We start from the raw sequence: 15,857 nt of genomic DNA on the forward strand, positions 1-15,857 counted from the left end.
TCATTATGTAGAGAGTCACTCTGCATACTGGAACCGGAGATTCACGATAAAACCTTTATTACTAACCAGTAATCAAACTATGACAGCCGATTAAAAGTTAAAAGGACAATTGACAGTTTTGCTTCTTAAACATCTTTCTCGGGGCGACCGATATCAAGAAACAATTAGATAATGCCCTTTATGTATATTGTATGCAATAGCCCGGTGTGTTTCTTTCGATATTTTTAGGAATAATATATTCCGTATTCATTTTTTTGTTGTATAGCTTAAGGTTAGCTGAATAGGCCTTTCTCTTTAGTCAAGCTTTATGCAGCCGTCATAAAGTTGACACCATCTGTAAAGTAAGTACGATTAGTCCCTTAGCCCAATACTGTAAACAGTGCATACTGATTCTTATTTAACTTTGCTTCAATAAGAATTGAAGCAAAGGCCTGTCTTAAAGTTAAACTGGAGTGACTTGAATGCCAAAGGCTGCCGAGATAAAAATCCCGTTGTCAAAGTTGAAAGTAGGAATGACGATTAAGCTACCACTCTCATGGACAGAGCACCCATTTTTGTTTAATCGGATAGGAATAGAAAAACTCGCGCAGATTGAGCTGATAAAAACCTTAAATGTGTCTTTTGTTTATTTGATTTCGGGTGAGCACCTTATCGTAAAAGAAACGGTCAATGAATCTCCCAAGCCGCAACCTACTCCAGAGCAAATAGCTGAAGAAACACAAGTTTTTGTGAGAAAGTCTATTCGGCTTGGACAGCAGAGGTTTATCAAAGGGGCCGCAGATTGTAGGGCATGTTTTTCAAAGCTAGGTGCAGATCCCGAAGGGACTTACCGCAGTGCTGCAACACTCGTTGAAGAGTTAATGGATCATTTAAAGGAAACGGAACAGCCTTTCTTGTCGATTGTTAATGCAGGTGAGGATATATCGGTGAACCAACATGGTATATCAGTTGCTGTATTAGCGATGATGATTGGGCAATCCCTTAATATGACACACTCACAATTACGCGATATTGCGATGGGGGCCATATTTCACGACCTTGGAAAACAAAAAGTCCCTGATATTATTCGGCGAAAAGTCAGTCACTTATCGCAACATGAAGCCAATTTTTTAAAAATGCACCCTAAGTTTGGCTACGATATGCTTGCAAAATCCGAGTTATTTCCTGAATCTGTTCTAGATATTGTTTTACATCATCATGAATTACACGACGGTAGTGGGTATCCCGATGCTCTGAAGGGACAACAGATCTTATTGGAAACACAGGTTGTGAGTTTGGCAAATGACTTTGAAAGCATACTTAGAAAAGGTGAGCTTCGCTCACCACAAGTTGCTCTAGGTTATTTATTTAAGTACCGAATCAAAAAGCATGATGCTGCATTGGTTTCAACGCTAGTTAAGGTGCTTGGGATTTATCCTCCCGGTACAATAGTACGTCTGTCTAACGGTGTTACGGCTAAAGTTATGGTTACAAGCTCTGATGTGAAAGCACCTATAGTGTTGAGCGCCAACACGGAAGGGAAAAGTCCCAAACTGCAATTTTTAGCGGAGGATGGCTTAAGTATTGATAGAGTACTAAAAGAAGAAGAGTTGACGAGCTCTTTAATAAAATCTCTTGATACAAACTCTCAAGTAAGTTTTTATTTCAGCACTTTATAGTAACGCTACTCTTTTTGCTTGGTTATATAAATACGATTATTTTAGTCGGTATTTTTAGTCTGCTTACAAAATCATAGAGAAATATAATGATTAAAACTATCAGTATTGTTGGTTGTGGTTGGTTTGGTTTTCCTCTTGCTAAAGCATTAAAAAATTTAAATTTGGAGGTTTTTGGCAGCAAGCGCAACTCACAAGATGCATTAGGTCTTAAGGCGTTCGGTATTCGAGGCTTTAAGCTTGATCTCGATGATGATGTGCATTTGCAAGAGAGCGAAGCAGAGATTAAAGCTGCACTAGCGACGGATGCCTTAGTCGTCAATATCCCCCCAGCCTTAAGAAAGGCACCTGAAGCTTACCTTAAACGCTTGGCTAAACTACAAAAATTGATCAATGGTCATAAGTATAAAAAACTTATCTTTGTTAGTACGACAGGTGTATATCCCGACCAGGATAAAGAGCTGTCTGAACATGAGGCTGCAGCTCACTCAGATGTAAGTAACAAGCTGTTACAGGCAGAAGCTATGTTTGTTAATGAGCCAAACTGCACCATTGTCCGTTTTGCTGGATTAGTTGGCCCCAAAAGACACCCTGGACGTTTTCTTGCCGGTAAATCTGATTTGTCAGGAGAAAACAGCGCTGTGAATCTTGTGCATCTCAATGACTGCGTCAAGGCGATATCAGCTCTACTATCAACAGAATCGACAAGTCGTATTTATAATGTCTGCGCGCCGATTCATCCTAGCCGTAAGGCGTTTTACACTCAAGCAGCAAGCAATATTGGTTTGATCGCGCCTCAGTTTTTAAATGATGGCAATTGTCAGAGCAGAGTTTCTGGTAAGGTTATTAGCAGCGAGAAACTTATCACAGAGCTCGACTTTACCTATCAATTTAGCGATCCAATGGATATGCTTTCTGCCTGTTAGCCAATGAAGCGATTATGCTAATACTAGATTATTGAGCATAATGTCTTATGCCTAAACGGAGTATTCTACGTGCGTAATGAGGGGGAGTTATGAAGAAAGCGAAGCAGTTTTTTAGTCGTATTTTTATTATATTTTTTATGGCGATAGTGAGCGGACAAAGCGCTATAGCTGCCGTTTATCAAGAAGGTGTGGACTACGTTAAGATAACGGGGATCCCTGAGGCGACAAAGCCCGTTGTTAGGGAATTTTTCTCTTATAATTGTGGTCATTGTTATAAGCAAGACGCCTTCTTTAAAAAAGTGGCGAATTTACTTGGTGATGAGATTCAATTTGAAAGAACACCTGTAGGAGCTGGGCGTAATAGTTGGATTTTGAGTCAGGAAGCTTACTATTTAGCGCAAAAGTTTAGCGTAACTAAACAGGTCCATGGCAATATATTTACGCGGATCCATGAGAAAGAGGGCGCCTTTACCCGCCCTGACCAGTTGAAAGACTTTTTTGTGAAACAAGGCTTGAATGAGCAAGACGTTGAAGCTGCAATGAATTCGACGGATGCAAAGTTGGCTTTAATGAATTATGACACTCAAGCACAGCTGGCAGGTATTCGAGGTGTGCCATCGATTGTCGTTGACGGCAAGTATTTGGTTAAAAATCCTGGAAAGACGCCTGAAGATCTCGTCCGCTTAGTTAAATACTTAAATGTCCTAGAAGAATAGTTTCAAGTACAAAGCCCACATGACGTGGGCTTTTTATTTGATTTATCGCGATGATTATAAGTTTAAGGTTCTGCCCTTACGAACACCATCTGCGCTAATCGCTCTAACCTTGACCTCGCCAGATACTTTAGTATTTGGCTTAAAGGGGAGCCACTTACCTTCTGTTGCATTCTTATCTTTAACTGACTCATCAGTCTTTTGCTGATATTCGATAGCAATGAAAGGAAAGGGTGTTTTCACTTTTAAGTAGCCGTTGTCTATTTTGGCTCCAACAGTCGGGATCCGGTAAAACACATCCGCTAGAGCAAGTTTTGCGAGCTCTTTTCCAGCGAGTACAGATGCAAAACGTTGCCAGTCCAGCTCTCGTTGTTGTTGTGCTTGGGCGTCGAAATAATCACTGTTTCTATCGTAGGTTTTACCCGAGTAATCATAGTCTAGCTCCCAATCAGCTTTATGCCATGCTCGTTCTGCAAGGGCAAGCAAACGTGGGAAAAGCATATATTCAGCTTGGGAATCACTTCTTATCATTTCACTCCAAAGGTGGCCTTGAACACCTTTATAGCGAATACCCGCAGCAAGAGGGTTTTGGCTATCATCTGAGATGTAAGGAAGGTTTCTTTTGTCAAACCAAAACTCAGCATGAGCTGGGAGGTTATCTGGCATAAACTCAAATACTTTTCTGGTGCTTATTTCACGGGAAGCCCAATGATTGCCGCGCTCTTTTGGGTGGGCTTGATACGGGAAGTCGAAGTAGGTGGCCTCTGGGGTTGAAATAATGGTGTCCCAACGGTGATTTGCTTGTTTATGGGTGGCTATATGTCCTTTTTCAAACAGCAATGACCAGGAGTTTGTTTGCACTTTTTGAGGCATATTTTCTGGACGAGTTTCGCCCATGCCATCATTCCAGCCTGCGACTTTAATGTTTTTGCTAGCCAACATCGCTGATACTCTTTCAATAAAGTAGCCGTTTAGGGTGTGCAAGCCTGCGATGTTTTTGGCTTCTTTTTCTCGCAGAATATCGCAAGCGGGAGAGTTTATCCACGCGCCCGCTGTTTCATCGGCACCGATATGGTAAGTCGTTAAAGGCATCCCCGCCTTGGAATGCATAGATTGTACTTCACCTATGACTTTATCGATAAAGTTATAGGTCGAGTCCATACAAACGTTTAAGGTATTATCGTTATAATGTTGAATCGAGCTATATACAGTCTTGTCTTCCGGTTCAACTAACCGATACTTTAAAGCGGTTTCTGGATCGCCTTTGGCTAAATACTTTTGGTATCTAGCTTCCATAGAATGGATTGCAGCACGACTGTGACCTGGCATGTCTAATGAAGGAATGACCTGAATATGGCGAGCTTTGGCATAAGCAAGAATGTCTTGATAATCTGCGACGCTATAATAGCCATCACTTTGGCTACTTCCCGTTATGTCACTGCCTAATTGGGGCATTAGGCACTTGTCTGGAGCGTTAAAACAGCGCTTACCACCGACATTACTGAGCTCGGGTAAGCCGGGGATTTCAATTCGCCAACCTTCGTCGTCAGCTAGATGTAAGTGAAGCTTGTTGAGCTTGTATGCTGCCATCTGGTCGATGGTTTTTAATAAGAATGCCTTCGATAGAAAATTTCTAGCGACATCAATATGTAAACCTCTGAAGCTATATCTAGGAGAGTCAGAGATCTCGACACTCGCTACGCTTTTAGTGCCTAACTGCACTAAACCTGCCAGTGAGGTTAGGGCATAAAATGCGCCGGTGTCTGTTTTTGCTTGAATTGAAATTTGCGAGGCTTGGCTGCTAAACAAGTAATCCTCATCATCCATATCAAGCGTGTCATCAACGGTAATATTCACAGCGATACCGTTGTCGTTTTGATAAAAACCAAATTGCTCTAATCTATTGATTGCCGCTGCAATAGCTCCCTTATTCAATCCTGATAATGTCAGGTTAATCCCTTGGGATAGATCAATCACTTGCTTTGAAATAAGCTTGAAAGAAGAAGGTTGTGGGATCAAACTGGTGCTGATATCGATATTCTCTGCGATAGACTCTGTACTAGCGTAAATCTGCTCGGCACTGGCCCACTGAGTGTTGTCGGTTTCAGAAAGTTTGAATTGGGTTTGCTCATTAGTAAATGGCATTAAATAAGCTTGAGTTTCTAGACCTGTTTCAAGATCTAGCGCTGTTCTTGTGCTATCAATAACGATGGCGTCCAGCCCATCAGTATGAACAAAGTAGTTAGGCATAAATTCTGAGCGAGTTATTTGGCTGCCATAACTGTAAAATTCAATGGTTATTGGTTCTCCAGCTTTAAAACCATGAAAGTTTGAGGTCGGGCTAATGCGATGAAGATCGCCATTAAGGTGTGTAATACTAAATTCACTTGAATGAGTAACTTGCACTGGAGTCAATTGACTAAAATAGATGTTCCAGTCATTGGTTTTCGGTTTGAGATCTTCTGGATATTGGAGATGAATTTTTGACAAGTAACAATCTTCAAGCTCATTTGGACATTGCTTTGGATTAGAGTCGACAAACTCATGTTGAATTTGTAGCTGAGTGGCAATTGACTGCAGCAGTTCAGCTTGAGTGTGTTCAGCATAGCTTGAAACAGAAAACGTAGTGAGCAAACTAAGATATATTGTTTTATTTTTCATTATATTACCTAACTGATGCTAAGTGTAAACGCGCGGCGCCTAATAGAGCGCTGTCACTTTGAGTCGAGGGGACTATCTTTAAGTTATTGATAACATTTTGGTAGGGGAACTTAGCTAATTCCTTCCAGACATCTTCGATGTATAGTTCAAAGGATTTAGATACCGAACCACCTATCACAATAACTTGAGGGTCGATAACCAGTAATAGGTGAGATATCGCTTGTGCTAAGTGCTGCCCAAATTGTTTGAAAGCGTCTATAGCATCACTAGCGCCTTCTCTTGCTTGATCTGCAAGCACTGCACCGCAGGTTCCATATTGCCATTCAAAGAATTGACCAGAGCAATAGTTATCGATAGAGGAGTTTAGGTACTTTACTTCGCCAATTTCGCCAGCACTGCAATTATGGCCTTGATAAAGTTGGTTTTGGATTATAAAGCCTGAGCCAACACCTGTACCTAAGCACAAGCCAACCATATCGTGATAGCCTTTACCTGCACCGAAGGCATGCTCACCTACCGTGAAGCAATTAACATCATTATTGACATAAACATCGACTTGATAATGGCTTTCAAGTCGACCCTTTAAGTCAAACTCTTTCCATGCTGGAATATTCACTGCGTCGTATACCACCCCTAGCTGAGTATCAACTATACAAGGCACTCCAATAGCAATACCTACAGTGCTTTGTATAAAAAAAGTATCAATGCAGTGAATAATAAAATCCTCGATGTCTTTTGAACTTGCGCTAGCGCGAAACTCAAATGAACGTGATTCTTCGATTAAACCGTTAACATAACGGCCTGCATTGATTTTAGTGCCACCAATATCGAGAGTGACAATTGAAGGAAAACTCATATTAAACCTAGTCATAACTCTGTTTGGTACAGAGTGAATAAGATGGATACTTAGTGAAATAAACCTAACACTGCGTTGTTTTTTCTTAGATACTGCTCGTTGTTTCTTCCTTAGATTTAAATAGCTGTACTGTTTTGTTTTTGATTAAAGGATTAGCCCAAAAGCCAATGCTTAAGATGTAAAATAGCATCGCGTAAACAACAAGGAATCCAAGTCTAAGGTCACCACTCATATCCGCGATAAAGCCAACAAGAGGTGAGGCTATACCGCCACCAATAATGCCGGTACACAATATCCCGGCCATTGAGCCATGATGCTGCTTGACAGAGTTTAGTGCCAAAGAAAAAATAACCGACCACATAACAGAAAGGAAAAAACCAACGAGTGGGAAGGCTATAACGCTAATAGATTTTGAACCTAAAATTGCAGCGCTCAATGAGATAATAGCGCAAAGCGAAAAGCCAATGAGTACGACTCTACTATCGAGTAACTTAACAAGCCCCAGCCCTAGTATGCAGCCGAGAGTAAGCATCAACCAGAATCGACTCACGATTGCTGCGCCTTCGGTCACAGGATCAACCCCATGATATTGCTGTAAGAATAGTGACATAGCATTGGCTACCCCTTGCTCTGCTCCAACGTAGGCGGCAATGGCAATAAAGAATAAAATCACGGTTTTATTTTTAAATAGCTGTTTATAAACTGTATACGTACCAACGGATTCACTGCTTTTACGATCCACTTTTGGGAAGTCAACTCTAGAGATGATGAGAAGCATCACAGTTGAAATTACAGCAAAAAGCCAATACATAGATAACCAAGTCATGTCGCTTGGTACGACATTGGCAAGTAAGCTTATTATTGGATCTTGGGTAGATTGCAGGTTGATGCCTGTAACAAAATAACTATATACAAGCGGACTAAGCGTTCCGGCTGCTCCAAAAAGAAGTTGTCCAGATACAGAGTAAAAAGCAAAGTTCTCCTCACCTCCTACAACTCTTAATAATGGGTTTATTGCGACCTGTAGCATCGCCATTCCTGAGCCGATTAGAAATAACGATAACATCGCCATAGAAAAGCTTGGTAATAAGCCAAATAATAGTGAGCCTAATGCAGCCATTATAAACGCAATGTAAAGAACTATTTTTTCGCTGTATTTGTCTACTAGGATCCCTGCTGGAATCGACATAATCCCGTAAGCCGCAAAGAATGAAAAAGGTAAAAATCCCGCCAAAGCTAAGCTAATGTTGAAATCATTGACAAGTGAAGGGAATATAGGCCCTAAAATATTAGTTATAAAAGAAACAACGAAAAACGTAAGTAAGACAATGCTTACTAGAATTTTACTCTTATTCATTCAGTTTTCCTTTTGATGCAGTTAATGTGTTTATAAGTCATTACTGCTGACATTTTACTTGTTTATATATAGTGCCTGCCTTTTTTGGTGGAGGATGTACTCAATTATTATATTGTAATACTATTCAATCGCAATTGGCTTTTAGTTTTTGCTATTGCTATTAGTGCCTTGTAATTATGGTTTATCAAATAGTGTTACTGTTTGTTAGGCTGTTTTAGTTTTGAATGGTGTTTGGGGGCACGGTTCCTATATCACAAATAAAATGGTATCAATTTAAAAATTAAAGGTGTGAGTAATCCTTTAATATTTTTATTTTTTCTAGTCCGCATTCCAATATTGCTAGTTGAACGGTATGTATATTATCGATGTTTTCATTAATATTAATTTATGCCTCGACATGAGCAGGTAAAAATAAATAGTCTAGCCTGTTGATACTACCCAATATTTCTAATATTTAGTTACTAATCAAATTTTTTATGGCTAACATCAGCTCAAGACAATTATTGTTTATATAGCTGGTGGTTTTTCTTTGTATTGCTAAGTATTTCTATATTAGGCTGGAACCTACTACCTTCTAGATAGTTTTGGACGAAAAACTTACTTGATAATTGTTACCAACTGACTTATCCGGGCTCCGTATGCAGTATTGGGTTCTAGTTTTTCCTTTTTATTCGCTATTTAGTCTTTCCGCTAAGTCGGACGTTTCTGATTATCACCTCACGTTTGCGAGCCAATATATGTTGCTGCTTGAGCTGAGTACGTTAGTAAGCGTTACCTATCTATATAAATTTCTACGATTACAGAATGAGGTGGGTTAACAGTTCCGTTACATTGCAGGGCTGAAAAAGGCGTTTAGGGCTATTTAAGATAGATATGTATAAGGAATTGGTTGAAATGTACGTAAATGGTCTAGGTTAGCAGTATAAGTTAGTAATAGTTTTTTAACATTCTACGTGTAGGGAAATAGGACTAACCATGAAAGCTAATAATAATTTAAAAATGTTTAAGCGCTCTAGTTTAGCACTTTGTGTTACAGGTGTGTTGATGGGGGCTTCTAGCCCTGTGTTAGCGGCTGAAGGACCGCAAGCAGAAGAAAATATTGAAGTGATTGAAGTAAAGGGAATGCGTAGCTCACTTCAAAAGTCGCTAAATACCAAGCGTTTTGCAAATTCGGTTGTCGATGCGATTACAGCAGAAGATATTGGTAAGTTTCCCGATAAGAATGTGGGTGATGCGCTACAGCGCATTTCTGGTGTAACTGTTGACCGTCAATACGGTGAAGTGAGCGGTGTGACGATTCGTGGCACTGCACCGGAGCAATCAAGAATTTTACTTAACGGTCAGTCTGTAGCTAATACTTCTTGGTATGATCTAGGGCCTGCAACCCGAACATTTAATATGGAACTCGTGGGAGCAGAGCAAATCTCCGGCGTTGAAGTTTATAAGTCACCAGAGGCACGAATTGAAGAAGGTGCCTTAGGTGGAACGGTTAATCTACAAACGCGTAAGCCACTTGATCTTGATGCCAATACTTATATGATTTCTGCAGAAGTCGCTCGCAGTTCTTTGTATGAAGAAAATGATCCTGGGGCGGCATTTCTTGGGAGTTGGAAAGATGAAGATGAACGCTTTGGTATACTGGCGGCCTATTCGTTCGAAAAACTGACTTCTGGACGTCAAGTACTAGAATCTTTAAGTGGCTATTACCCTTATTTCGCGGCGAATGAACAGACTGGAGAAGACGCTGCTGTTGGTGCATGGGGTATTGGTTCTCAAGCATTTAGAGCTGAGCGAGAGCGTACGAGTGCGCAGTTGACCTTGCAGTTTATGGCAACAGAAGACTTCGAGTTAACCTTAGACTACTTTAATTTTGAGTTTGATAACCCGCATGTTAACCATAACTTCTTAACAGTAAGCGCCCGTGGTTCTGAAGCGACTAATGTTGTCAATAACTCATTGGGCGGTACAGAGTCTGCGACAATCCAACCTGCTTACGCATCAATTATTTATAATCCTGTTGTACGCCACGCCGTAAATATGGAAGCTGACGTGTTGAACCTAACCGGTAAATATACAGGGGATGGTTTTACTCTAAGTGGTGTCGTGGGGCAATCTACCTCAGAAGGTGGCACCCAAGGTGGTTCATCTTCTTGGTGGATCCCGGCAACAGACGAGGGCGATAAAATTGGCGATCCAGCGTTTCCAAATGGTCAAGGAAGTGTTGACGGCGGCTTTAGCTATGATGCAACCGGCCCTTATCAAGTTCAGTTAACTTCTCTCGATGCGACCGATGCTTCACAGTTTAAACATGCACAAGAAGCAAATTATGAAAGCTCTATTCAAGATCATGATATTGCCTATGCCCAATTTGATATGGTTTTTGAGTTAGATAATGATTATATCGATAATATTGCGTCAGGTATCAAGTACAACATCAGTGACTTTTCTCGTGAAGCCTATAACCGTAACCCTAGCGAAATTATTGGTTTTGTACCTGATGGTAACTTAGCAAATTGGAGTGGCGGTGTATTAAGTGGTCTTCATTCTCAATCATCTGGCAATACGCTTAATTCATACGCTTATCTTGATGAAAACAAGTGGTGGGACTTTATTAGCCAAAAATATCAAAACGGCGAACTGGTTGAAGTGGTCAATAAAGGTAATACCTTTTCTGTTGAAGAAGAAATGCTAGCACTATACGCACAGGTTGATTTTTCTGGGGATAATTACCGTGGTAATTTAGGTGTACGTTATGTAACTACTGAGCAAAAATCTACGGGTTATGCTAATGGTAATGTTTTCAATGAAACAGTTGATTATGATAATTGGTTACCGAGTTTAAATATTGCCTATAACTTATCTGACGACCTGATTTTACGTGGTGCAGCTTCAAAAGTTATGGCGCGTAATAACTATAGTGACTTGAAACCTGGTTTGAATATAGCAACTAATATTGGTAGCGCAAGTGGCGGTAACCCCAACTTGCAACCATATGAATCAAACCAAGCCGATATCGGTGTTGAGTGGTATTTCTCACCGTCTTCTTTATTGTCGGCTGCTGTTTTTGTGAAAGAAATTGACAACGTTGTCAATGTGGTCGAAAGCACTGAATATGTTGAAACTTGTGGTCCAAGTGAAGACTTGTGGGATGAATGCCGTGTTACTCGCCCGCAAAATAGTGGTGACGGTTCAGTAACAGGACTTGAGTTTCAGCTTCAGCATACTTGGGATTCTGGCGTAGGTTTCTTAAGTAATTACACTTATGTTGATAGTGAGCAAACTGATGCTGATGGTAATAAAGAGCTTGTTCCTGGGGTATCTGAAAACTCATTCAATGGCTCAGTGTTCTATGAGAATGAATATATCACAGCTCGTGTTGCTTATAACTGGCGCACAGAGTGGCAAGGTGTTGGTGCGTTAAATACTGTACTGAACGATGACTACAGTCAGTGGGATGCATCTATTACTTGGCATGCTATGGAGAACCTTAACCTAACGCTTGAGGGGGTTAACTTAACCAATGAAGTGATTCATTCACGCGATAGCACCTATGATTTGACTCAAAATACCATTGAGTTTGGCTCGCGTTACTATTTAGGTGCAAGCTACCAGTTCTAAGTTTTTATCCATATTTATAATTAATTGACGTGAAAAGGAGGGCTAGTGATAGCTCTCCTTTTGTCATTTTCATAGTGATAGCAAAATTTTTGGTATTCAGGAGTTCTATTAAATGGAAGTTGAAAGAAAAGTGGTGATTGTAGGGGGAGGGACCTCTGGATGGATGGCTGCAGCAGCGCTAGCAAATGTCAGCAAAAAGATTGGTCTTCATATCACACTTATTGAATCTAATGAGATTGGCACTATTGGCGTTGGCGAAGGCTCTACACCTTACCTAAAGCGTTTTATGTCATCACTAGGTTTTATTGAGTCGGAGTGGATGCTTCAGTGTGATGCAAGTTTTAAAACCGGTATTTATTTTGAAAACTGGAATGGGGATGATAGTAGATACTTTCATCCCTTTTATACCTCTTTAGATGTTAAACCAGCTGAAGTTTTTTTTCATTGCGCTAATGCAAGACGCAGGGGCGTAGGACCTAACATTACTGGTGATGATTTCTTTTTATCGACTTATCTTGCGAAACACCATTTATCACCAGCTTCCAGCAGTTGTTTACCTGTAGAACCTGAATATGGTTATCACTTTGATGCGGCTAAATTATCGATTGTTTTGAAGAATTATGCCCTCAATAAAGGCGTTGCTCATGTGATTGATAATGTCACTCATGTGAGTACTTCATCAGTTGGTATTGATGCTTTACAGCTGGGGAAAGGTCATCAGATTGAAGCTGATTTTTTTGTCGATGCGAGTGGTTTTAAAGCGTTATTAATTGGGGAGCAATTAGAAATACCATTCGAGTCTTTTGCGAACGAATTAAAAAACGATGCCGCGGTTGCCGTTAGTACGGTAAGGGATCCAAATAAACCCTTAAATAGCTACACTCAATCCACGGCCTTATCTGCTGGCTGGATGTGGCAGATCCCATTAACGTCTAGAACTGGCAATGGTTATGTTTATAGCTCAGAGCATTTATCAAAGTCAGAAGCAGAAAATGAACTCGCTGCTAAGTTGGGTGTAGAGCCCAGTCAGGTCGAGTTTAAGCACATTAATATGAAGGTCGGTATGCGGCGTAAACCTTGGTCGAAAAATGTAGTTGCTGTAGGTCTTGCTCATAGTTTTGTTGAGCCCCTAGAAGCCACTGCCTTAATGATTACTCAGTGGGGAATTGAAGCCTTTATTAAGGTGTTGGTAAAAGGAAATGAGAACTGTGATCGAGCTAATCATGTATACAATCAACAGCAAACTCGGTTAGTTCTCGGCGTAAAAGAGTATATACATGCCCATTATCTAACAAGTCAAAGGGCAGATAGTGCATATTGGCAGCAGGTAACATCGGAGAAGCAAGTAGAGGCTAGGCTTGCAGCTATACTCGCTTGCTGGCGGAAAGGGGAAGATTTTGATGAGATTTTGTTTAGATATGATGCAGAACTCGCCTATTTTAGCCCTTCTTGGTATGCACTATTTGCTGGAATGGATTATCGCGATTGCCAATTGAAAATACCGCATGAGCAACTCCCATTTAGCATGATTGATCAAGCTAAACGTTATGTTGAACAAGCAGCTAAAACATATTTTAAGCCGTGCAAGTTGGCGAATGGGAGGGGCTGAACATTTGATTCTGTAACGTGAAAACAGTCAGCCGTTTTCAAGTAACAGCAAAATACAACTTAAGTCTAATGTTATTAAGTAAGTGCAACTATAGAATTCTTTTCTATTCAATAAAACCAATAATGATGCGTTAACTGCAGTGGACACGACTTAATAAGGGAATATGCTGCATTGATTTTGATTAAATGGACTTATTAAAATGAAACCTATGTGTGAAAAAGTGATCCCATCTGGGAATAGCTCTTGGCGATTTGTGAAGTATGAATTACCCAATATTGATTTCAATTGGCACTATCATCCTGAATATGAAATTTGTTTAACATTGAACTCTAAAGGGTTGCGATATGTTGGTGACAACATAGAGGAATACTTTGGTGCAGATTTAGTATTAGTTGGACCCAATATGCCACATACATGGCATACTGAAGAAAATGAAGACGGTTCTATTCAAAGGGTTTACGTGGCGCAAATACCCAAGTTATGGCTCGATAGCTTGGTAACCGAGCATCCAGAGTTCTCATCATTACAATCAATGCTTGCTCTGTCTTCCAGGGGCTTACTTTTTGGTAAAGAATGCACAGAAAAGGCAATAGCGTTATTTTCAAGTATGGAAACCGCCGATCCTTTTACGCGATTTGTTAAACTTATGCACTTATTTAACCTAATGAGCCTTGATGTGAGAGTCACAACTTTATCAAGCAGCTTTTTTACCTTTGGTAATCGAACTGACATAGGCATTGATAAGCTAGATAGAGTCATTGAATTTATTTATAACAACTTTGATCGTGCTATCTATGCTAATGAATTAGCTGAAATAGCACATATGAGTACTAATCATTTTCACCGTTTTTTCAAAAAACGCACTGAGCGAACATTAACGACTTTTATTAATCAGCTTAGAATTGGTAAGGCCTGCAAGTTATTAATTAATTCCAATCACCCTATTTCAGTGATAAGCGATAAGTGTGGCTTCAATAATACCTCTAACTTTAATCGACAATTCCTTTCAATTAAAGGCAATACTCCAAGTGCATTCAGAAAAAGCATTAAGGTAAAGCACGTGCTTTCTTAATCAGTATTTAGTGAATTTTAGTATTAAGTAGACTTTATTCTGTATGTTATAATTTCATTTAGCAGCTTTAATCGCTTTGATAATTTAATACTAAAGTGGTCAGCTGCTTCTTCATTCTTCATGCGAGTATGTTTTATCTAGATTAGAATTAACTTCATGAAGCGAAATAACAATAAGGTTAGGCGTGGAAGAGAGGCTTATTACCTAAGTTATTCTAAAGGCATATAACATCTATAATTCATTTTTAATAGCAAACCTTGCGTGATAAACCTGTATTTTGATTACTACCTTGGTCTAAGGTTCTGTTTGAATTATTGCTTGCTTTACGTCAGCGTAAACCTGCAAGCTATTGTTTTAATTTGGAAATCACTTTTTCTGCCGAAGGGGTTACGTTGGCGTTAGACTAAGGTCGCGATTGTTGTTGTCTGTGTGCTTGTTAGATTAAGTCATGACTTAATATAAAAATCAGCACATGGGAGTCACTATGAGTTTTGAAAGCAATGAACAAGCAGCGGGATATTGGCGTGAGAATTTACGCTTGGTTCTTAAATTATTAGCGGTATGGGCAGCGGTGTCTTTTGGCTGCAGTATTTTATTAGTAGATGTACTTAACGAAATCCATTTCATGGGATTCAAACTCGGATTTTGGATGGCTCAGCAGGGTTCAATCTATGTATTTGTCTCACTGATTTTTGTCTATGTCGCCAAGGCGAATGCGTTAGACAAAAAATATGGCGTACATGAAGACTAAGTTAACCCGAATAGATAAGGAATCATGAGATGGATGTACAAACACTTACTTACCTGATTGTTGGGTTAACTTTTGCCCTTTATATTGGTATTGCGATCTGGTCTAGAGCCGGTTCGACTAAAGAATTTTATGTTGCTGGTGGTGGTGTCCACCCAGTAATGAACGGTATGGCAACTGCAGCCGACTGGATGTCTGCAGCGTCATTTATTTCACTTGCCGGTATTGTTTCTTTCGTTGGTTATGATGGTTCGGTTTACCTTATGGGTTGGACTGGTGGCTACGTGTTACTGGCACTTTGTATGGCGCCTTACTTACGTAAGTTTGGTAAGTTTACTGTGCCAGACTTTATTGGTGATCGTTACTACTCGCAAGCTGCGCGTACGGTAGCCGTTTTCTGTGCCATCTTTATCTGTTTTACCTATATTGCAGGTCAGATGCGTGGTGTAGGCGTGGTCTTTTCAAGGTTCCTTGAAGTTGAAGTCGAGACCGGAGTATACATTGGCATGGGTGTGGTTTTCTTTTACGCTGTTTTAGGCGGTATGAAAGGTATGTAGTGGTCAAGTAAAACTGGACACGGACTTGTACGTATTCCAAAATCTTCGTTCAGATTCATTTGGGGTCAAGCCGCCATTATAACTA

The 15,857-nt window shown here is 40.1% G+C and carries 10 protein-coding genes and 1 pseudogene; 8 read left to right on the plus strand and 3 right to left on the minus strand.

Annotation, left to right across the window (positions count from 1 at the left end; all coding sequences use genetic code 11):
• The first annotated feature begins 461 nt into the window (after positions 1-461).
• From L2748_RS13570 to L2748_RS13580, 3 genes are all read left to right on the plus strand, one after another.
• On the plus strand, positions 462-1,658 hold the full coding sequence (locus tag L2748_RS13570) for a cyclic di-GMP phosphodiesterase (protein ID WP_220781777.1): 1,197 nt from the start codon (positions 462-464) through the stop codon (positions 1,656-1,658).
• Positions 1,659-1,744: 86 nt separating this feature from the next.
• Positions 1,745-2,581, plus strand: coding sequence for an SDR family oxidoreductase (locus L2748_RS13575; RefSeq protein ID WP_220781778.1), 837 nt, complete (start codon positions 1,745-1,747; stop codon positions 2,579-2,581).
• A 137-nt stretch (positions 2,582-2,718) separates the two neighbouring features.
• Positions 2,719-3,297, plus strand: coding sequence for a thiol:disulfide interchange protein DsbA/DsbL (locus L2748_RS13580; RefSeq protein ID WP_373317223.1), 579 nt, complete (start codon positions 2,719-2,721; stop codon positions 3,295-3,297).
• A 54-nt stretch (positions 3,298-3,351) separates the two neighbouring features.
• Here the strand turns inward: L2748_RS13580 and L2748_RS13585 are convergent, their stop codons facing one another.
• From L2748_RS13585 to L2748_RS13595, 3 genes are all read right to left on the minus strand, one after another.
• Positions 3,352-5,955 carry a family 20 glycosylhydrolase gene (locus tag L2748_RS13585; protein ID WP_220781780.1) on the minus strand — a complete coding sequence of 868 codons (2,604 nt, stop codon included), beginning with the start codon at positions 5,953-5,955 and terminating at the stop codon, positions 3,352-3,354.
• A 4-nt stretch (positions 5,956-5,959) separates the two neighbouring features.
• Positions 5,960-6,811: an ROK family protein gene (locus L2748_RS13590; protein ID WP_220781781.1), complete on the minus strand. Its 852-nt coding sequence runs from the start codon at positions 6,809-6,811 to the stop codon at positions 5,960-5,962.
• An 85-nt stretch (positions 6,812-6,896) separates the two neighbouring features.
• Positions 6,897-8,168, minus strand: a complete 1,272-nt coding sequence (locus tag L2748_RS13595; protein WP_220781782.1) for an MFS transporter — start codon at positions 8,166-8,168, stop codon at positions 6,897-6,899.
• Positions 8,169-9,143: 975 nt separating this feature from the next.
• Between L2748_RS13595 and L2748_RS13600 the strand changes: the two genes are divergently transcribed.
• From L2748_RS13600 to L2748_RS13620, 5 genes and pseudogenes are all read left to right on the plus strand, one after another.
• Entirely contained in the window at positions 9,144-11,786 is a 2,643-nt protein-coding gene (locus L2748_RS13600) for a TonB-dependent receptor (RefSeq protein ID WP_220781783.1), read from the plus strand.
• A gap of 112 nt (positions 11,787-11,898) precedes the next feature.
• Complete coding sequence (locus L2748_RS13605; protein WP_220783543.1) at positions 11,899-13,395, plus strand: tryptophan halogenase family protein; 1,497 nt, start codon at positions 11,899-11,901, stop codon at positions 13,393-13,395.
• 199 nt (positions 13,396-13,594) lie between these two features.
• Positions 13,595-14,467, plus strand: coding sequence for an AraC family transcriptional regulator (locus L2748_RS13610; protein WP_220783542.1), 873 nt, complete (start codon positions 13,595-13,597; stop codon positions 14,465-14,467).
• 484 nt (positions 14,468-14,951) lie between these two features.
• Entirely contained in the window at positions 14,952-15,218 is a 267-nt protein-coding gene (locus tag L2748_RS13615) for a DUF4212 domain-containing protein (RefSeq protein WP_220783619.1), read from the plus strand.
• Between the two features lie 29 nt (positions 15,219-15,247).
• Positions 15,248-15,769: pseudogene (locus L2748_RS13620) on the plus strand (sodium:solute symporter family transporter); the annotation flags it as partial.
• Between the last annotated feature and the right edge of the window lie 88 nt (positions 15,770-15,857).

It is taken from the genome of Shewanella sairae (assembly GCF_023283535.1).
Taxonomy (GTDB): Bacteria; Pseudomonadota; Gammaproteobacteria; order Enterobacterales; family Shewanellaceae; genus Shewanella; species Shewanella sairae.